The organism is Parvimonas sp. D9, assembly GCF_035282565.1.
GTDB classification, from domain to species: Bacteria; Bacillota; Clostridia; order Tissierellales; family Peptoniphilaceae; genus Parvimonas; species Parvimonas micra.
On the sequence record NZ_JAYKBM010000003.1, the window covers coordinates 39590 to 59844 of the forward strand.

Below are 20255 nucleotides of genomic sequence, written 5' to 3' on the forward strand. Positions count from 1 at the left end.
ATTATACCTCCGAAAGTTTTTTGGACAAAGTTGTATAAACTCTCTTTCTTATTTCTTCATTTTCTATTAAATCAATAGTTTCGGCGAATTTTGATTCCAAAATCAATCTCTTGGCTTCAGATTCACTAAAACCACGACTCATAATGTAAAATAGTATATTTTCATCAATTTTCCCCGCGCTCGCTGCATGAATTCCTTCAACATCATCTTCAGTACAAAGCAAAATCGGAACTGCAACATTTTTTATATCATCAGAAAGTAATGTTACATATTCTTCTTCGGATCCCTTTGAAGTTGATGAACCACGTTTAAAGTCAATAGTAACTTTACAAGTCTTTTGAGCTCTATCAGCTAATGCTCCCTTAATCGCCAAATCATAATTTGTAGCACGTCCTCTTTGAGTTGCCACATAATTAAAATCTAATTTTTGTTCATTTTTGCCGAAATAAATAGAATTTACGTTGACATTTGAATTGTTATCAACGAGATCTCCTATATAGGAAACATAATTTTCTCTGCCTCCTAAATCAACTTGAACAAATTCAACATTTGCATTTTCTTTAACTCTATAATAAACGCTCTGAATACTCAAAACCTCCAAAGAAAATCTTTGAGAAATGTAAATTTTAACATCACTGTTTTCTTCAGCTTCAATTTCTATAATTGAATGTCTGAACCCTTTAACACTTTCTCTTGAAAAATAATCCAAAGTTAAGTTTAAAGTCGAATTTTCTTCAGCTCTTACCTTTATAACATCGACTAATTGATTATTTTCTTCGTTTAATTCCAATGAAACAACTTTATTTAACGGATTTTCTTTTGTTGAAATAAAATCCATTTTTAGATTTGTAAAGCCTTTTAATTTTTCAGTCAATTCATTTGAAAACGAAAATTTTTCATAAGAAAAATCCAAATTTTTATTTTCACTCTTAATTAAAGAATATTCTTTTAGATTCAGATTAGGTAATAGTACTTCTGTATTATTAACTCTTGTTGCATTCCAAGTATTACTTGGTATAAAATTTCCTCTCATACAGACACCTCCTAACCAATAGTTCCTTCAAGTTCAAGATTAATCAAAGCATTCATTTCAACAGCATATTCCAAAGGCAATTCTTTTGCAATAGGTTCTGCAAAACCTCTTACAATCATAGCTTTTGCCTCTTCTTCAGGAATACCACGCGTCATAAGGTAAAAAATTACATCGTCATCAATTCTACCTATTTTTGCTTCGTGTCCCAAATCAATATCAGATGTTTGAATATTTATAACAGGAATTGTATCTGATTGAGATTCCTGATCCAACATTAAGGATTCACAAGTTACAGTTGATTTACAGCCGGGACAATTAGGTTTTACATCTACAAGGCCTCTATAAATTGCAACTCCATTACCCTTAGATATGGATTTTGAATTTATTGATGAGCTTGTTCTTGGAGCTGCATGAATTACTTTAGCACCGGTATCCAAATATTGATCTTTACCTGCAAAAGTTATTCCGGTAAATTCGCTTTTTGCTCCTTCTCCTCTCAACACACTCATTGGATATAATAGACTTACCTTTGAACCGAAAGATCCTGAAACCCATTCAATAGTTCCATTTTCATCAACAATTGCTCTTTTTGTATTTAAGTTATACATATTTCTTGACCAATTTTCTATTGTAGAATATCTTAAAGTTGCATTTTTCTTTATGAAAAGTTCAACTGCTCCGGCGTGAACATTTAAAACATTATATTTCGGCGCGGAACAGCCTTCGATAAAATGACAATACGCTCCTTCTTCAACAATGATTAAAGTATGTTCAAATTGCCCTGCTCCCGGTGCATTAAGTCTGAAATATGATTGTAGTGGAATACTTACATTAACTCCCTTTGGAACATAAACAAAAGAGCCACCACTCCAAACTGCATAATGTAGCGCAGCATATCTATGATCTTCAGGTTTTATACAAGTCATAAAATATTCTTTTATTATATCAGGATATTCTCTTACGGCAGTTTCAAAATCTGTATAAATAACTCCTTGTTTCCTCATTTTCTCAGTTAAGCTATGATAAACAACTTCACTGTCGTATTGAGCTCCAACTCCTGAAAGTGCACTTTTATATTCCGCTTCCGGAATACCAAGTGCATCAAATGTTCCCTTAATATCCTCAGGCAACTCATTCCAATCTTCACTCATTTTTGCGTCCGGACGAATATATGTTGTAATCTCATTTATATCAACAGGAGACAAATCAGGTCCCCAATTTGGATTTTTAGATTTTTCAAAAACTTCCAATGCTTTAAGTCTTAATTCCAACATCCAGTCAGGTTCATTTTTCTCTTTGGAAATTTGCATAACAATATCACGAGTTAAGCCTTTTTCAGTTTTTGAAAAATACCTTACTTCGTTTTTTATATCATAGACACCTCTGTCCATTTCTTCTACTTGCGTTTTTTTTCTTTCTGATGTCATAACTACACCTCTTGTTCAACCCAAGAATAACCTTCTTTTTGAATTTTATCAATCAAAGAAGCATCTGATGTTTTAACAATTTTGCCATCATACAAAACATGTACATAATCCGGTTTGATTCTTGATAAAATTGCTCTGTGATGAGTTATGATTAAAATTGATTTATTTTCACTTTTAAATTTTTCAACATTTTCAGAAACAACCTTAACTGCATCAATATCAAGTCCGGAATCAGTTTCATCCAACATTACAAGTGCAGGATTTAACATAACCATTTGTAAAATTTCAGTTTTCTTCTTTTCTCCACCGGAAAAACCGACATTCAAATACCTTTGAGCATAAGAAGCATCCATAGTTAAACTTTCCATTTTTTCTTCAAGCTCTCTTTGAAATTCAATAACACTTTCTTTTTCTCCTGTTATTGACATTCTTGAAGCTCTGATGAAATTTGAAACGGTAACTCCAGGAACTTCTTCCGGATTTTGAAAAGACATAAACATTCCAAGTTTTGCTCTTTCATCCGCTCTTAATTCATTTATGTTTTCACCCTTAAAAAATATGTCGCCCTTTGTAACTTCATAATTAGGATGAGCCATAATAGCATTAGTAAGTGTAGATTTTCCCGCTCCATTAGGTCCCATGATGACATGAACCTTTCCTTCAAAAATATCCAAATCGATACCTTTTAAAATCTCTTTATCTCCAACATTAACATGGAGATTTTTTACCTCTAATATTTTCATATATGTTACTCCTTATAGTAGTTTTATTTAGCATAATTGTGATACCCAAAGGGCAGGACAATAAACTAATATGTACAATTTGCCAAATACTAAAGGCTAGAAATTTCTAACTAACAAAATAGTCAAAAGACCATCATCTGAATAAGAAACTATCGCCTCATCAACCATAGAACCTAAAGTATCTATATTTGATATATCACTTGAATTGCTTCCTAATCCTATTAAATTATCATAATAATTTTCAAACTCCGGAAGTCTTGCAGAATTCGAAATTCTATTTAATTCTTCTAAATCTTTCGGTTTTATTTTAACATTTCCCTCAGCAATAACTCTTAGGGAATCTTTTTCTATTTTAAAATCTATTTTTAAATCTTGAACTCTTTTACTAAAATAATAATGTACTAGACCACTAACAATCAACTTTGCACAATTTTCTTCATTTTTTATTGTATTCAAAGATATTCCTCCTCTTTTTTATCAAAAAATCTCGAATTTCTGATTGACTCAAAAATCGGAACTAAAGTTGCAGCAACAAAACCTCCTGAAAAACCATTGTTATAAAGGTTTAAGCCTCCATGCAAGACACCAACACTAGAAACAATTGATACATGGCAGAAGCCTGCAAATATTCCAGCAATAAAACCATACTCTCCAGCAACTGGAGCTAAATTTGTTGCAAATAAAATAGTAACTGTTGCAGAAACACTATGCGGATCATAAATATTTAAAAAGTACGCAATTAATGTTCCTACAAGAATGGGTAATACATTTCTAATATGTTTCCCAAATATTCCAAAACCAAAAATGGTAAATATACCACCAAGAATTGGTCCATTTAAAGGTTGATTCATAATTAACACATAAGTAGTATATATAATTCCAAGTGCAGACATATTAATCATGCTGACACCTCTACCATAAATATTCCCAAAATCAGATGGAGCCCTACCACTATTCTTTAATAAATTTCCTAAATTTTTAAAACTAAATCCATTTAGATAAAATCCCAAAGTGAAAACTATAGTAAAAAATATATACATTATAATTGCAATTCGTAAATTTCCATCACTTACAACATTTACATTTTTTACTTCTAAATTAAAAGATTTAAAAACTCCTTGAATGAAAAGACCAATAACTCCACATGTAAAACCAATATTATATAGGCTGTAACCTTGATGGAAACGTAAAAATGATGCAGAGAGTGCGGGAATAATCATTCCAATAAAAATACCAACTGCATAAGAAATAACTAATCCTTTAAAAAATGGAAGTCCAATCCCAAAACAAATATAACTTACAACAGGACCAAGTGCAGTACCAAACAGACTATTCATAGTCAATGTATTAAATTTTAAACCTTCAATTTTACCATAAAGGTAAACTCCGAAAGTTATCGGAATTGTATTAAATAGATTTTTTCCAAAAAGGGAAAAACCAAAAAGCGTAAAAAGCGCCGCTATAATAGGACCCGTCAATAATTGTTGCCTTCTCCACAACACAAAAGATGCAAGTAACATAAGAAAACCGGCATTTAAAAATGTTGCTCCTATTCCTCCTACCGCCATATAATCAGTAAGTAGATGACTTGGAGATTTTAAAATATTAATATAACCGTCTAAAATTTCTTTAGGACTGTCAAAAAGAAAGCCAACAGACATCGCTAAAATAGAAAATATAAATATTGCATCATATCTATAATGGTTTTTTACATATATCTTTTCCCTACTCAACACATTTCCTCCAAAATTTTCTCACATATATTGTAACATATTAAAAAAGAAATGTGAATAACTAAAGTACTTAAATATAAAAAAGATTATAAAATTTAGTGTCGACAAAAAAATTATTTATTTTCTTATCGATATTTATTATTAATAACAAGTTTTAAAAAAATATCCATTTTATATAATTATATCTCTTAAAGACGTTTTCGTCGCTAATTAAATTATACAACTTATATTAATAATTTTCAAGAATAATACTGGACTTAATTATATTTATAATAAAGTTATATATAGCAAAAAAGCAAGTTAGTTTTAAAATAACTTGCTTTTCTTTAATTAAAAATTTATTAAATCAACTCTTTCTTATATTCATCTAAATACAAAACATTTACCATATTTGACCAGTTTAGTATTGACCCTATAAAATCTTGAATATCCAATCCAGGCATTTCATAAGTATTTTCATCACAAACCGTTCCAGTTGCATCTTCTATAAAATAAACCTTGAAATTTTTATCAGCTGCAACTATAGAAGTAAATAAACAACAATATTCAGTATTAAAACCACAAATAACCAATTCAGTTATGTCTTCATTTTTTAAAATTTTTTCAAGATTAGTATTGAAAAATGAGTCTGGCTTACTTTTCTCAACTATATATTTTGCATTTATATCCAAATTATCTATTATTTCAATACCTTCGCAATTTTTGTATAAAGGGCTTTCAATATTTTCATCAAGATGTTTTGTAAAAATAATTGGCATATTTTTACATTTAAAATCTTCAATCAACCACCTAATTTTATCTATTTCATTACTACAATCTCTTTGACTTATTATCCCTTTCTGTAAATCAATTACAAGTAACGCTCTCATATACTACCTCCATCAAAATAATTACTCTATACTTATTCCATTAGATAAATCAAAAATTGGTATTGCTATTGCAAATACAATGAATGCTACAAATAGAGAGATTAAAACTATAATTAAAGGTTGTAAATACTGTAAAATTTTATCAACTGAATAATTTATTTTTGAATCATAGTATTCCGTTGCACTCTCTAGTATTTCAACTAAATTTTCACTACTTTCTCCTATTGCAAGCATGTTTATAAATGCGAGATTAAAAATCAATTCGTCATTTAAAGATGTTGAAATTAAATTACCGTTTTTTATTTCTAAAATCGCCTTTTCCAAATGTTCTTGTATAAATACATTTCTAGTAGAATTTTTTATTATCTCCAAGCTATCAACTATATTTATATTTCCATTAAGCAAGATAGTAAAATTTTTTGCAATTACAGAAGTTATATAGTTTTGATAATGCGATTTTATATATGGAATTTTAAATAGCAATTTTCCAAAAAATCTTCTAACTTTATATTTTTTTAAAATTAGTTTTAGAAATAGGATAAAAACCAAGATTCCTAAAATAATATAAAGATAATTATATTTAACAAAATCAATGCTTTTAACTAAAAACTTTGTAATAGCAGGTAATTCAATATTGCTATCTTCAAAAATATCCAAAAATGTTGGAATAACATTATTCAAAAGAAAAATTAAAACTATAACTGTAACCGACAATAAAATAAAGGGATAAGTTAATAAACTTATAAGTTTTTGTTTAAGTTTATACTTTTTTTCATAGTACAAAGATAGATATAGAAAAACTTCAGATAGTCTTTCCGAACTTTCCCCTGATTTTATCAAAGATAAAAATAAATTGTCAAATTTATTGACTTTTAAAAAGGAGTTATATAAATCATGTCCCTGCAATAAATTTTCATAAACTTCTGAAAAAATTTTCTTTAAATTTTTATTTGGCGAAGTTTTTGAAAGCAAGTTTATAGTTTCTGCAGTATTAATATTTGATTTTAAAAGAAGCCCTGCCTCTTTTAAAGAAATACTTAAATCTAATAAATTGTGTTTATTTCCAATTTCCATATTTAAAATATTAAAAACTTTTTCTTTAAAGCTCATTTTAAAATTCTCCTAATGAAAATAAAATTTTATTTACTTCCTCAAAACTCGTTATTCCATCTGCAATTTTTCTTAATCCGTTTTTATATAAACTTTCATTTCCATTTTTCTTAAAATATTCATAAAGTCTTACACTATTACAATTTCCATTTATTATTTCTTTTATTTCATCATCTAAAATTAAAGATTCCAAAATTAAAGTTCTACCAATATATCCTCTATTACAATGTTCACAACTACATTTTTCATAGATATATTCAGGTGTTTCAAGATTATTTTTCTTAAAAATCTCTTTTTCAAAATTTGTTAAATCTCTTTTAATTTTACATTTTGGGCAAAGTTTTCTAACAAGTCTTTGAGATAAAATTGCTATTACACCTGAAGAAATAACATAATTTTCTATTCCTAAATTCAAAAGTCTTATTATTGCTGAAACCGTGTCTGCAGTATGCAAAGTCGTAAAGATAAGGTGTCCTGTTATTCCTGCTCTTAGAGCAATATTTGCAGTTTCTCTATCTCTCATCTCTCCAACTAATCCGACTTCAAAATCTTGTCTTAACATCGCTCTAAGACCAGTCGCAAAGTCAAGTCCCAAAGCTGAATTTATATTTATTTGATTTATTCCACTAATTCTAACTTCAACAGGATCTTCCAAAGTAATTATGTTGATATTTTCATTTTGTAATTTTTTTACAAATGAATACAATGTAGATGACTTTCCACTTCCCGTAGGACCACTTATAATTAGAACTCCATTTGGACTTTTTATTATATTTTCAATTAATTGCCTTTCTTCGTCATATAATCCTAGATTTTCTATGTCAATTTTAAAATTTCCAGCATTTAAAATTCTCATTACAATTTTTTCGCCCAAAATTACAGGAACTGATGCAACTCTAATGTCAACTAAATTCCCATTATAATCAAAATCCAGTCTTCCATCTTGTGGCATTCTCTTAATTGTAATATCCATTTTTGAAATAATCTTTATACGAGAAATAATAATTGGGGCATTTAAACTATTTATTTGATAAATGTCAATTAGCTCTCCATCTATTCTATATCTTATATAAAAATTATCTTCTCTAGGTTCAAAATGTATATCTGAAGCATTATTTTTAATTGCATTTAAAATTACTTCATTTACAAAACTTTCCACATTTTCGGTTTTTTCAACAAAATTCTTTTCCATAATTTCCTCTAAACAAATTTTCTTATGGCTTTTGCAACCCCGTCATTTTTATTAGTATCAGTTATATAATCCACATTCTTCTTAACATTTTCCATTGCATTTCCCATTGCAACAGAAAGTCCACAAATATTGAGCATCGGTATATCATTTTCTCCATCACCCATTGCAATAGTTTCAGATATATCAATATTGTTAAGCCTGCATATTTCTCTTAAACAAGAGCCCTTATCCGTATCTTTTGCCATTAACTCAAGAAAAAATGGAAGAGAAAAAGAAATAGTGTATTCATTCTTTATGGTATTGGTAAATTTATCGTCCAATTCTTTTAATACATCATATTCTTGACAAATTCCTATTTTCAAAACTTTTTCTTCCAATTTATTATCTTTAATATATTGTTTTACATCTTTAACTCTAGCTATTTCAGGATTTATAAATTTAGAAATAATTTCAACATATTCATCATTTGAATCTTTGGTAAAAATAAAATCCTTCAAGAAAATAATAGGTGAAAAACCGTTATTTTCAATAATATCTAAAACATCAAAAATATACTTTTTTTCTAAACTCTTTACGAATTTTGGAACCTCACTATAAGTTGTAGAAATCAAACTACCATTTAAAGCCCCATAGTAAGTATCTAAACTTAAACTTTTTAAAATTTCTTTAACTGTAAACTCTTCTCTACCTGAAATAAAAGCGATTTTAACACCTTTGTTCATCGCATAAAATAAGCTGTCTTTAACTTCATCAGATATTTCGTGATTTTCGTTAAAAGTAGTGCCATCCATATCAAGCGCTATTAACTTATACATAATTTTCTCCTTTATATAAAAAAGGGACTTCCCAGTCCCTTTAAATCTATTCAACCGTAACAGATTTTGCTAAATTTCTTGGCTTGTCAACATCATTTCCCTTTGCTAATGATGCATAGTAAGCGATAAGTTGACTTGCAACAATCGAAATTATAGGCATTAAAATTTCTATAGTACCTGGAATTAATATTCTTTCATCAGAAACATCAAGATTATTATCTAATTGAGTTATCTCAAAAACTCTTGCTCCTCTGGCTTTTACTTCTTTTACATTTGAAATAACTTTTTCATACAATCTTTCTTGAGTAGCAATTACAAAAACAGGTGTACCGTCCTCAATCAATGCAATAGTCCCATGCTTTAACTCTCCGGCTGCAAAGCTTTCAGTGTAAATATATGAAATTTCTTTTAATTTCAATGCACTTTCCATAGCAGTATAGTAGTCAAGACCTCTTCCTAAATAGAAACAAGTAGTCTTATCCTTTAATTCCAATGCAATTTTTTTGTAAATTTCTGTATCTTTTAATAATAATTCTATCTTACTAGGCAATTCCTTTAGATGATTAATTATATTCTTATATTCATCGGAAGAAATTGTTCCTAAAATTTCAGCAAATTTCAAAGCAATCATATAAAGAGCTGTAACTTGTGTTGTATATCCTTTAGTACTTGCAACAGCAATTTCCGGACCTGCCCAAGTATAGAATACATTGTCAGATTCTCTAGCTATTGAAGAACCTACAACATTTGTAACACTCAAGATAGTTGCTCCTTTTGCTTTAGCTTCTCTAAGAGCAGCTAAAGTATCAGCAGTTTCTCCGGATTGACTGATTATTATAACTAAAGTTTTATCATCAATCATTCTGTCTGAATACCTAAATTCGGAAGCAACATCAACAATTACGGGAAATCTCAAAGCCTTTTCTAAAATTTCTCTACTTACAAGACCTGAATAGTATGCTGTACCACAGGCAACAACATAACATTTATTGAACTTTTTCAAATCTCCTTCTAATAGATTTTCCATTCCATCTAAGATTAATTTATCATTTTCATTTAATCTTCTGCGGAAAGTTTCTTCAATTACTTTTGGTTGTTCATAAATTTCTTTTAACATAAAATGATCATATCCGTCCTTAGTAGCTGATTCAACGGACCAATCAATATGTTTAATTTCTCTTTTTACAACATTATTTTTTTCATCATAAATAGTATATTTTCCATCTTTAAAATGAATTAAATCTCCATTTTCAAGATAAATAACATCTCTTGTATATTTTAAAACTGCAATAACATCTGAAGCAATATAAAATTCGTTATCTCCAACGCCCACAATCAATGGACTTTCTTTTCTTGTTCCGATAAGTTCATTAGTATCCTGTCTTAAAATACCAAAGGCATAACTTCCCTTAACCTTATCTCTCATCTTGAAAACAGTGCTTAAGAAATCTCCATCATCTAAATCTTCCAATAATTGTGGAATAACTTCAGTATCAGTTTCAGATTTAAAAACAAAATTCTTCTTTAAAAGTTCTTCTTTCAAAAGTAAATAATTTTCAATTATTCCATTATGAACAACTGCAAACTTTGAATTCATACTCAAATGTGGATGTGAATTTTCATTTGAAGGAACTCCATGTGTAGCCCATCTTGTATGACCTACTCCAATATTTGAAATTTTATTTTTATATTCACTTTCTAATTTTTCTCTTAAATTACTAATTCTTCCAACAATTTTAACAACATCTATCTTATTATTATCTAAAAATGCAATTCCTGATGAATCATATCCTCTATATTCTAAAGTTTCTAGTCCATTTAAAATTATATCAATGGCATTTGAACTGCCAATATATCCAACAATACCGCACATAAAATTTCCTCCTAACAATAATTTTACTGCTACTTTTTCACATATATTATCATATTTTGCGATTTTTTTCAAGTCGTAAACTAACTTAGATTGATAAATTTGCTAACCTACTATTTTAATGGTAAAATATTTTGATAATTGAATTTCAACAAAAATATAAATAAAAAAAACAGCAAATTATGATATGATTTACTGTCTTAAAATTTATTCTATATTTTACTATTTAATACACTTTTTCAAATACTTCACATACCATAGGAGCTTGTTCATAAAACTCTTTATTGCATTCTTTAAATTCTTCAGTAAAATATTCATCGTGAACTTTTTTCCAATACTCATAACTTCTATCACCCTCACCCTCAAGCCAAGCATGATTAGATGATATTAAATTATAAGCTAAAATCTCGACTACTCTTGTTATCGTAATACATTTCGGTTCTCCTGAACCATCTAAAATAATATTGTATTCACCAACCTTTGGAATATCTTCATCTTCTTCATATAGCTCATAAGCTCCAGTTGTGGCAGTTTTAATTCCCCTATTTACTAAATCAGCCAACTCATCAGCCATTTCTTTTGTGTTTCCGAAACTCCATGCTTCATATTTTGTATCCTTAGAAATATTCTTTTCATCACAAAATTGTTCCCAATATTTTTTAATTTTATCAGACATACCTTTAGCTCCTAAAAAATGTCACTTATTTACAACTAATTTTAATATTATATCTTAATTTACTTATCAGACAAATTTATCCAATATCTTTCTAAATAAACTTTATCTTTAGGCTCGTAAACAGTAGATTCATAAATTCCTCCATTGTTTATGATTACTCTCTTACTAGCTTCATTTTCCTTTAAACAAGTGATTAATATTTTTTCAAATCCCATTTTTTTACATACAGGTAAAATTTCTTTTAGCATTAAGGTTGCATAACCTTTTTTTCTTTCAGAATGACATACTGAATATCCAATATGTCCACCATATTTTTCAAAAAATTCATTTAGATAATGCCTTATTTGAATAACACCTATAATTTTTTTATCCAATTCTCTGATAAAAATAAATTGGGTTTGTGGGGCATATTCTTTTGGACATGTTTTTTCTGATGAAAAATCTTCAACTTGTTTTATCCAGTCAGAAATATTTTCCATTCTCCTTAAAGATAAGCACCCATCCATATCCCCACCATTTGTTAAAAATTCCTGTCTAAAATTTTGTATTTCGTTTTCGTATTCCATTGTAGGAATAATCAATTTAAAACCTTTAGCCATATTATCATCCCTATATTTAAAATCTATCATACATAACAATTATTTTATAATTGCTATTAAATATTCCAAACCATAAAAATTTCCGGAAGAAATTTCAACAAATGCATCTTTTGGAATTTTCCTACTTACATAAATATTATATTCATCTACCTTAAAAAAGTCAAAAGCATTAGTATTTTTTGGTATACCAATCGAAACCGATGGTTTTAATTCAGTTGAGCAATTTCAGTTGCTCCAACCTTTAAGCTCAACAATTATATCTATTTGATTTTCCTTTAAAAGTTTCTCCGCTTCTTTATTTATAACAACTTTAATAAAAATCACTCCTAACAAAAAAGGCTGAATTAACAGCCTTTTAAACAATTATTCCATTAACTACTAAATTTTCAATAAAAAGAAAACTCATAGTTGAAACATTAACAGTATCATTAACTGCATTTATTCCATTCATAACATACACATCTATACCATCTACATTTTCCAATGTGTACTTATCTGCATTTAAAGGTTTACCTAATGAAGCCATTGGTTTTAAAACAACGCCACTTCAAGAACTACAACCTTTAACATCAATGGTAATGATATTATTATTTTTTTTGTTCAAAAAATTTTTAGCTCTTTCATCAATTAAAATTTTCATAATACTCTCCTAATAATGTTCTGATATGGAGAATATACCCACAACAAAAGTTATATAACTTTTTATCAAAATATTTTCCTAATTATATTTTTATAAACTTCATCCATTGGTGCAAAAAATTCTTTATTATTAAGATAACTCAGATCTCCAACAATATTTTTAAAAATTATTGTTTCAGCATGTAAAAATTGGCTTCTTAAATTAAAATTATCTCTAAAAAACTTATTAACTTTTGCATTTCCATATTTAATATCACCTATAATATAAAAACCCTTACTACTTAAATGACTTCTAATCTGATGTGTTCTTCCGGTTATAAGTTTTATTTTTAGTAGGCTAAATTCATCATTATTTTTTTCTACATAAATTTCTGTTATAGAGTCTTTACCATTTTTAGAAATAGTCGATTTATTCTTTTCTTCGTCTTTTTCAAGTTTTTCATTAATGACAAAATTTTTCTTAACCTTCCCACTTACAATAGTCTTATAATATTTTTCTATTGAATTTTCTTTTAATCTATTTAACTCTCTAAGAGCCATTGAATTTTTAGCACCTATAACAAGACCTGAAGTATTTCTATCCAATCTGTTAATTATTGCAGGAACAAAAGTCTTTTCAGCTCTTGGATTATAATCTCCCTTTTCAAGCAAATATCCAATCATAAAATCTACCAAATTATTTCCATAATCTTCTTTAGAAGATGCATGGGATAATAAATTTTTAGGTTTATTCATAACAATAATATTTTCATCTTCATATACAATATCAAGCTTTTTTGAATAAGAATATTTTTTTGATTTTGAAACTATCAGTTTTTCAAGTTCTTCCTCATAAATAAAAATATTAATTACATCATTTAAGACTAAAATATAACTTGAGTCAACTTTTTTTCTATTAACTTTTATCTTTTTTGTTCTCAAAAATTTTTGAATCATAAAAGTACTTGCATTATTCAAATATTTTTTTAAAAATCTGTCGATTCTTTGTCCAGAATCATTTATATTAACTTCAATATCTCTCATAATTATCTCACTTATTTAAAATTTCAATCCAATTAAAACAAATTATAAACCATAAAATTTTTCATGTCAATAAAAAAATCTCAAAGCTCTAGCCTTGAGATTTTTAAATTAACTATTTATTTCTTTTTTTATTTATAACAATCATCACTCCAAAAAGCAATGTTGGAACAGCTAGACTAATTTCAGAAATAGAAGTTTTTGGCATTTTTTGCGCTTTCTTAACGCCTTTTTTAACTTCTCTTTTTACTTCACTTTTATTTTCATAAATTACTGCATATTTTGAAAAGTGAGTAGTTGTAAAAGTAACATTTTTATCATCTTGTGTAAATTCAAGCTTTTCCAATTTTCCATCTTCATTTACATAGCAAACTTGTTTAACAGTTTCTCCTTTTCTTTTTTCCAATGTTACCTTATAGTTTTGATTAGGCATTTTTTCAGTACCATTTCCAAGAGTAAAGAAAATATCAAATAAATCTGCATTTTTATTTTTTAAAGTTTCAACTGTGTTTTTATCTAATCTTTTCACAATCAATTTTAATTTAGCATTTAAACCTTCACTTTCAACTGTAACTTTTTCTTTGGAATTTATAATCTTATTTACTTTTTCTTCAGATTTGCTTGGATTTTCATTCGCTATTTCAAACTTTTTCAAATTGTCCATAGCATTTTTTAATTCATCTGTCTTTTTTAATGCATATTCCGGAATAGTTTCTTCCAACTCTGCCTTTGATGCAAAGATTACATTTTCAAGATCTTTTTTAGCCTTATTTGATTCTTTACTATTTTCAAATTTAGTATTTTTTAAATATTCAACAGCTTTTTCATATTGAGCTTTAAATTCGTTATAAATATGTGTTTTATCTTCTTTTTCAAGTGTAAATGTCTTATTGTATTTATCAGGATTTGAAGTGTCTGTATCTTTATCGCCTATTTCTCTTTCGACACTTATAACTTTAACATTTCCTTTATCATCAACTGTAAAGTCCATTCCAAAAGGAACTGATTTATGTTTAAACATTTCCATTTTTGAAATTGTTATATTATAAAGTCTTCCAAAGGAAGCATCTTTTGGAGCTTCTCCTTCAAGCAAGAAAACAACTTTTCCATTTTCGTCTGATTTTGCTTTTCTATATGAAGATAATCTTGGAGAAAGTCTATTTATGGAGAACTCTACTCCCTTTGCAGGAGTTCCATCTTTATATTTAGCATAAAATTCAACTGGAAAAGTTTTAAATTTTTCAGAATCTTTATTAGAACCTCTAAATTCTACAACAGCATCTTCCTTGCTATTTACTTCTTTATTATTAATCTTTGTAACCATTCCCTTTTCATTTGTAGTGAATTCAAAAACTTCAGTTTCAAAAGTCATTGTTTTATCCGCGCTTCTAAGTCTTATTTGATATTTTACATTGCTCTTAAAACCGCTGAACTTAACTTCACCTTTTTCATCTGTTGATTTTTGTTGTACTATATTAGGAATTGGATCAAATTCCATTAATGCAAGAGAAAAATTACTCTTAGGCTTACCGTTAAATAATACTCTGACTAAAACCTCTTTAGAACCTTTAATTTCCGGAATAGCTGGCTTTTCACTTTCAGATTTAATCTTAACTAAATTCAACTCCATAGATTCTTTTTCATCAATAGTGTAAGAGCCATCATCTTCATATACATCCAATCTAACATCTTTCATTGTGTAATCTTTATTTTTCTTAAGCTTTAATGTATAAATACCATCCGGAAGTTTTAGATTTAACATTGATTTATCAGAAGTCGCTGATGTAACAAATTTCCCTGATTCTTTATCAAAAACTTCAAACTCGTAATTACCCATTACAACACCCTTAACTTCCCCTTTTTGAGTAGTTAACATTATAGTAATCGGAATTTCTTTTGCTTTTTCTTCTGCTTTTTTCTTTGTAAGCATAAAGTTTACAATACTATCATAATTAGCAATTCCATCATCCGTTACTATGAAACTTACATCTTTCATAGTATATTCATCATCTTTTAACCTAACAGTATATTTGCCTTTTGAAAGTTTTAAATTCAACATGGACATCATACTTTTAACTTCTGTTTTTCCACCTTTTTCATCTAATACTTCAAAAATAAAATCCTTAGTCATAATTGGACCGCTTTGATCTGAAATAACAAAGGCAAAACTTTGTTTTTTTTGTGCATATGTAATTTTACTATCATTTTCGTGCGCCGAAAATGCTCCTGTTGTAAAAATATTAAATGCTAATAAACCAACTAGAAATTTTTTTAACATTTTTTGATTCATATATATCCTCCTTTATTTTTTTATTATTTTATCATAAAAATGATATTATAAAAATAACTTACTATAGTCCAATAAAAGTATATCAGTTATTTTTTGCAATCTTTAATTTTATTATATTACATTTAATTAATAGTTAATATTGTTTAAATTTTATCTTACATGAAAGTAAAAAAACTGAAACAGGCAAAAAAAATAAAGTATATATATTTAAAACGTTATATTATAAAAATATACATTATGATTATTCAAAGTTTATTTATTAAAAAAATTCGTTAAATTTTTATTATAGTAAAAATTACAATATCTCACTCAAAAATTCTTCAAATTTTTTTATTACAAAATTGTAATAATACTATTTTAAATATTTTGTGTTGCACATTATCCGATGATACTATTGTTTTACAATGAAAAAGAGTAGAACAATCTACTCTTCTTCTGCATTTTTTAAATATTCTCTAACAATATTTTTAATAAGTGCTCGATTTTCAAAAAATGAATTTTTAGCACTTAGTATTTCTATTCCCAAAACTAAACTATTCATAAAATCTGTTATAAAATTATATTCATTAAAATCAAAAGAAAAACCAAATTTTTTATAAAGTTTATTTAAATCGGAAAAAGTTTCTTCTTTCAATTTCAAGAATAGTCTTTCTAAATTTTCATCGTATTGCTTTTCTTGAAGGAACATAGCGTAAACTTTAGAAAGTTCATTATCATCTAAAATTTTATCCACAATCATTTCAGATACAATATCATATTTATCTAAATTTTTATTAGCTGTCAAAAAATTATCTACTATATTATATCTATATACACAACCATCTTCCATTAAATCATAGAGCATATCAGTAGTACTTTTATAATATCTATAAACTCCACCTTTGCTCAAACCACTCTCTGAAATAACATCTTCCATAGTTGTATTATGAAATCCCTTACGAAGAAAAACATCTTTCGCACAATATCTTATCTGCCATTTTCTCTCCTCTGCAGGTAATCTTTCATTTCGCATATACTCTCTCCCTTGTTTATCCATTATGTAAAATATTAATTTTATAAATAAGAGCCCCTCCCTTCCACGATGCTTCGCATCGGATGGGTTCCCGGGAACCTTGTTGTTTCACAATAAAAATCCCGCCCTTACTGAATATTTTATGTCGTGGAAGGGCGGGATAATTTATAATTGTCTATTTTTCTGTTTTTGACTCTTCAATAATCTTTTCAGCAATATTTGCAGGAACTTCTTCATATCTATCAAATTCCATTGTAAAGTCTCCTCTTGCTTGAGTCATTGACCTTAAATCTATAGCATATTCAAAAAGTTCAGAATGTGGTGCTTCTCCAATAACAAGTTGAGTTCCATCTTCAAGCATTTCCATACCTAAGACTTTTCCTCTTCTCTTATTTAAGTCACCCATTACATCTCCCATATAACTTTCAGGTATTTTTACTTCCACTTTCATTATAGGTTCAAGTAAAACGGGATGTGCTTGTTCCATTCCTTTTTTAAATGCCAAAGAAGCAGCTATTTTAAATGCCATTTCGTTTGAATCTACAGGGTGATATGAACCATCATAAAGGGTTGCCTTAACATTTACAACAGGATATCCCGCTAAAATTCCTTTTTCAAGACTATCTCTGATACCTTTTTCAACAGCAGGGAAATAATTTCTAGGAACGGCTCCTCCAAAAACTTCTTCTGCAAATTCAAACTCTTCTGCCGTAGGCTCAAATCTCATAAATACATCTCCATATTGACCTGCCCCACCTGATTGTTTTTTATGTTTTCCTTGAACATCCGATTTTCCTTTAATAGTTTCTCTATAAGCAATTCTTAAAGGAACAATATTTGTTTCCACGCCATAAACATTTTTAAGTTTATCCAAAACTATCTGAAGTTGAACATTTCCTTGTCCACCTATTAAATGTTGTTTAGTTTCTGAATTTCTTTCAGATACGAAGCTAGGATCTTCTTCATGTAACTTATGAAGAGCTTGTGAAATCTTATCCTCGTCATTTTTAGATTTAGGTTCTATTGCAAAATAAAGATTTGGTTTCGGATACTTAATCTTCTTATAAAGAGTTTTGTTTTGCTTATCGCAAATTGTATCTCCTGTTTCAGTCAAAGTAAGTTTTGAAACGGCGCCAATATCTCCTGCAACTATCTCAGATGTTTCTATTTGAGTTTTTCCTCTTAAGAAGAAAAGTCCTGCCGCTTTATCTACCTCATCTTTAGTTGAATTAAAAATTTCTGTATCTTTAGTGATTTTTCCACTCATAACTTTAAAAATAGAAATTCTTCCAATAAATGGGTCAACAATAGTTTTAAAAACAACTGCTGAAAAAGGTTCATTTACAGAAATTTTTCTAATATTATCATCTTCATTTCTAAAACCTCTTTTTGCTCTTTCGTCATTTGGAGCAGGCATATAGTCTGTAATAATATCAAGCAACATATCAATTCCGACTCCTGTTGTAGCTGAACCGCAAATTAAAGGAACAGCTGAACCACTCAACAACGCACTTGTTACCCCTTTCATAAATTCTTCATGGCTAAATTCTTCTCCATCAAAAAACTTTTCCATAAGTTCATCATCTGTTTCTGCAACAACTTCCACTATTGTATCATAAACATGATTTACTTCTTCAATTCTTATTTCAGGAATTTCAACTTCTTTTCTTTCAAATCCATCATATTCATAAGCTTTTTTATTTAAAACGTCAATAATACCTTTGAAATTTTCGCCTTCGCCTAATGCAAGTGTAAATGGAATAACTTTTTTACCAAAAGCTATGTGTAAATCACTAACCACTTTTGCGAAGTTTACATTTTCTTTATCCATTTTATTTACAAAAATAATTCTTGGTAATTCAATATTTTCAGTATATTTTAAGACCTTTTCAGCCCCTACTTCTATACCGTTTTGTGCATCCAAAACAACCAAAGCCGCTTCTGATGCTCTAAGAGAACTATAAACTTCTCCACTAAAATCAAAATACCCCGGAGTGTCAATTAAATTTATTTTAAAGTCTCTCCATTCAACCGGCGCAATTGCAGTTGAAATAGAAACTCCTCTTGAAATTTCTTCTTTATCAAAATCAGTTACGGTATTTCCGTCCTCAACCTTGCCAAGTCTTTTTAAATTGCCTGTTTTATAAAGTAAAGCCTCACAAACTGAAGTCTTACCACTGGCACTGTGTCCAACTAATGCAAGATTTCTAATCTTTTCTGTCGAATATGATTTCATATTTGATTCCCCCTAACATATTGTAAAATAGATAAATTAATACCTTAAGGATATTATAATATGTAAATGTTTTCAAGTCAAGTTTTTTTATAAAAAATTAAAACAAATCCCCACACATAAAAAAGAGCGGTTATATTCCGCCCTTAATCTATGCTACTTCATTTACTTTTTCAGCCATTTTCTTTAATAGTCCCGGATGAATTGCATTTGTAGGACATTTATCCGCAGCTTGTAAAAGTAAATCTTCATCTAAACCATGTTTGTAATTTAGAACAGCCAAATTGTTTTCGATAACAAATGCTTCAGGGTATACTCTTGCACACATTTTACAGCCAATACATCCAACTTTACAAGCATTTTTAACAACATTTCCGGCTGAAAAGCTCTTACATTTTACCATAACTGTTTGTTCATAAGGAACTAAATCAATTAAGTTCTTTGGACAGATTTCTATGCATTTATTACAAGCTGTACAATTTTCTTTATTTACAACTGCAATCCCATTTATCATATCTATTGCATTGAACCCACAAACATCTTGACAAGTACCACAGCCTAAACATCCATAAGCACAAGTCTTACTTCCTCCCTGCATCGAGTTGTTTACTCTACAATCTCTAATGCCAGTATATATGTATTTTTCTTTTGCAAAATCTTTATCTCCTTGACACATTACACAAGCTACCATTCTTTGAACTTCGCCAGCTTCCGTTCCTAAAAGTTTTGCAAGCCTTGCAACTAAGTCAGCTCCACCAACAGGACAAGCATTTATTCCTGCAGTTCCTTCTGCAATGGCTTTTGCAAGACCATCACAACCCGGAAATCCACAAGCACCACAGTTTGCTCCAGGTAATTCATTTCTGACTTGTATAACTTTTTCATCTACTTTTACAAAAAATACTTTTGATGCAAATCCAAGTATCAATGCAAATAAAATACCTAAAATACTAAGTAACAAAACCGGTATCATTATATCACTCATAATCTCACC

At 28.5% G+C, this 20255-nt stretch carries 18 protein-coding genes; all 18 read right to left on the reverse strand.

The features are described from left to right. Nucleotide 1 precedes the first annotated feature (1 nt). The 18 genes from VJI94_RS03845 to VJI94_RS03930 all read right to left on the reverse strand — a co-directional run bounded on the left by VJI94_RS03845 (nt 2) and on the right by VJI94_RS03930 (nt 20246). The gene (locus tag VJI94_RS03845) at nt 2–1033 is read right to left on the reverse strand and encodes a SufB/SufD family protein (protein ID WP_029950077.1); all 1032 of its coding nucleotides are present in this window, start codon (nt 1031–1033) and stop codon (nt 2–4) included. An 11-nt stretch (nt 1034–1044) separates the two neighbouring features. Then, nucleotides 1045–2460 carry a Fe-S cluster assembly protein SufB gene (gene sufB / locus VJI94_RS03850; protein ID WP_029950076.1) on the reverse strand — a complete coding sequence of 472 codons (1416 nt, stop codon included), beginning with the start codon at nt 2458–2460 and terminating at the stop codon, nt 1045–1047. Between the two features lie 2 nt (nt 2461–2462). Then, nucleotides 2463–3203 (reverse strand): Fe-S cluster assembly ATPase SufC, encoded by a 741-nt coding sequence (sufC, locus tag VJI94_RS03855; RefSeq protein ID WP_029950072.1) that lies wholly within the window; start codon nt 3201–3203, stop codon nt 2463–2465. Between the two features lie 96 nt (nt 3204–3299). After that, complete coding sequence (locus VJI94_RS03860; RefSeq protein ID WP_004832835.1) at nt 3300–3659, reverse strand: hypothetical protein; 360 nt, start codon at nt 3657–3659, stop codon at nt 3300–3302. Further along, nucleotides 3656–4939: a DUF1576 domain-containing protein gene (locus VJI94_RS03865; protein ID WP_233428826.1), complete on the reverse strand. Its 1284-nt coding sequence runs from the start codon at nt 4937–4939 to the stop codon at nt 3656–3658. Before VJI94_RS03865 ends, VJI94_RS03860 begins: the two co-directional genes overlap by 4 nt. A gap of 338 nt (nt 4940–5277) precedes the next feature. Next, nucleotides 5278–5805: an isochorismatase family cysteine hydrolase gene (locus VJI94_RS03870; RefSeq protein WP_324008411.1), complete on the reverse strand. Its 528-nt coding sequence runs from the start codon at nt 5803–5805 to the stop codon at nt 5278–5280. Nucleotides 5806–5826: 21 nt separating this feature from the next. After that, complete coding sequence (locus VJI94_RS03875) at nt 5827–6915, reverse strand: type II secretion system F family protein (protein ID WP_004832832.1); 1089 nt, start codon at nt 6913–6915, stop codon at nt 5827–5829. A gap of 1 nt (nt 6916) precedes the next feature. After that, nucleotides 6917–8107 (reverse strand): GspE/PulE family protein, encoded by a 1191-nt coding sequence (locus VJI94_RS03880; RefSeq protein WP_324008412.1) that lies wholly within the window; start codon nt 8105–8107, stop codon nt 6917–6919. Nucleotides 8108–8115: 8 nt separating this feature from the next. After that, entirely contained in the window at nt 8116–8922 is an 807-nt protein-coding gene (locus VJI94_RS03885) for an HAD family hydrolase (RefSeq protein ID WP_118059100.1), read from the reverse strand. 46 nt (nt 8923–8968) lie between these two features. After that, the gene (gene glmS / locus VJI94_RS03890) at nt 8969–10795 is read right to left on the reverse strand and encodes a glutamine--fructose-6-phosphate transaminase (isomerizing) (protein ID WP_324008413.1); all 1827 of its coding nucleotides are present in this window, start codon (nt 10793–10795) and stop codon (nt 8969–8971) included. A gap of 223 nt (nt 10796–11018) precedes the next feature. Further along, nucleotides 11019–11468 (reverse strand): ASCH domain-containing protein, encoded by a 450-nt coding sequence (locus tag VJI94_RS03895; RefSeq protein ID WP_004832828.1) that lies wholly within the window; start codon nt 11466–11468, stop codon nt 11019–11021. Nucleotides 11469–11527: 59 nt separating this feature from the next. Further along, on the reverse strand, nt 11528–12097 hold the full coding sequence (locus tag VJI94_RS03900; protein WP_324008414.1) for a GNAT family N-acetyltransferase: 570 nt from the start codon (nt 12095–12097) through the stop codon (nt 11528–11530). Nucleotides 12098–12422: 325 nt separating this feature from the next. Further along, complete coding sequence (locus VJI94_RS03905; RefSeq protein ID WP_324008415.1) at nt 12423–12707, reverse strand: CC/Se motif family (seleno)protein; 285 nt, start codon at nt 12705–12707, stop codon at nt 12423–12425. Between the two features lie 65 nt (nt 12708–12772). Then, nucleotides 12773–13729 carry an RluA family pseudouridine synthase gene (locus VJI94_RS03910; protein WP_324008416.1) on the reverse strand — a complete coding sequence of 319 codons (957 nt, stop codon included), beginning with the start codon at nt 13727–13729 and terminating at the stop codon, nt 12773–12775. A 112-nt stretch (nt 13730–13841) separates the two neighbouring features. Continuing rightward, on the reverse strand, nt 13842–16016 hold the full coding sequence (locus VJI94_RS03915) for a hypothetical protein (RefSeq protein WP_324008417.1): 2175 nt from the start codon (nt 16014–16016) through the stop codon (nt 13842–13844). A 424-nt stretch (nt 16017–16440) separates the two neighbouring features. Next, entirely contained in the window at nt 16441–17028 is a 588-nt protein-coding gene (locus VJI94_RS03920) for a TetR/AcrR family transcriptional regulator (RefSeq protein WP_248111004.1), read from the reverse strand. A 175-nt stretch (nt 17029–17203) separates the two neighbouring features. Further along, nucleotides 17204–19264, reverse strand: a complete 2061-nt coding sequence (fusA, locus tag VJI94_RS03925) for an elongation factor G (protein ID WP_150263223.1) — start codon at nt 19262–19264, stop codon at nt 17204–17206. Nucleotides 19265–19412: 148 nt separating this feature from the next. Then, nucleotides 19413–20246 carry an RnfABCDGE type electron transport complex subunit B gene (locus VJI94_RS03930; RefSeq protein ID WP_004832820.1) on the reverse strand — a complete coding sequence of 278 codons (834 nt, stop codon included), beginning with the start codon at nt 20244–20246 and terminating at the stop codon, nt 19413–19415. Nucleotides 20247–20255: the final 9 nt, after the last annotated feature.

What these genes read in the sequence shown, in the direction of transcription:
- VJI94_RS03870 (WP_324008411.1), bottom strand. Translation starts at nt 5,805, where the DNA reads ATGAGAGCGTTACTTGTAATTGATTTACAGAAAGGGATAATAAGTCAA.
- VJI94_RS03900 (WP_324008414.1), bottom strand. Translation starts at nt 12,097, where the DNA reads ATGATAGATTTTAAATATAGGGATGATAATATGGCTAAAGGTTTTAAA.
- VJI94_RS03920 (WP_248111004.1), bottom strand. Translation starts at nt 17,028, where the DNA reads ATGCGAAATGAAAGATTACCTGCAGAGGAGAGAAAATGGCAGATAAGA.
- glmS (WP_324008413.1), bottom strand. Translation starts at nt 10,795, where the DNA reads ATGTGCGGTATTGTTGGATATATTGGCAGTTCAAATGCCATTGATATA.
- VJI94_RS03915 (WP_324008417.1), bottom strand. Translation starts at nt 16,016, where the DNA reads ATGAATCAAAAAATGTTAAAAAAATTTCTAGTTGGTTTATTAGCATTT.
- VJI94_RS03875 (WP_004832832.1), bottom strand. Translation starts at nt 6,915, where the DNA reads ATGAGCTTTAAAGAAAAAGTTTTTAATATTTTAAATATGGAAATTGGA.
- VJI94_RS03845 (WP_029950077.1), bottom strand. Translation starts at nt 1,033, where the DNA reads ATGAGAGGAAATTTTATACCAAGTAATACTTGGAATGCAACAAGAGTT.
- sufB (WP_029950076.1), bottom strand. Translation starts at nt 2,460, where the DNA reads ATGACATCAGAAAGAAAAAAAACGCAAGTAGAAGAAATGGACAGAGGT.
- VJI94_RS03895 (WP_004832828.1), bottom strand. Translation starts at nt 11,468, where the DNA reads ATGTCTGATAAAATTAAAAAATATTGGGAACAATTTTGTGATGAAAAG.
- VJI94_RS03910 (WP_324008416.1), bottom strand. Translation starts at nt 13,729, where the DNA reads ATGAGAGATATTGAAGTTAATATAAATGATTCTGGACAAAGAATCGAC.
- VJI94_RS03880 (WP_324008412.1), bottom strand. Translation starts at nt 8,107, where the DNA reads ATGGAAAAGAATTTTGTTGAAAAAACCGAAAATGTGGAAAGTTTTGTA.
- fusA (WP_150263223.1), bottom strand. Translation starts at nt 19,264, where the DNA reads ATGAAATCATATTCGACAGAAAAGATTAGAAATCTTGCATTAGTTGGA.
- VJI94_RS03930 (WP_004832820.1), bottom strand. Translation starts at nt 20,246, where the DNA reads ATGAGTGATATAATGATACCGGTTTTGTTACTTAGTATTTTAGGTATT.
- VJI94_RS03885 (WP_118059100.1), bottom strand. Translation starts at nt 8,922, where the DNA reads ATGTATAAGTTAATAGCGCTTGATATGGATGGCACTACTTTTAACGAA.
- sufC (WP_029950072.1), bottom strand. Translation starts at nt 3,203, where the DNA reads ATGAAAATATTAGAGGTAAAAAATCTCCATGTTAATGTTGGAGATAAA.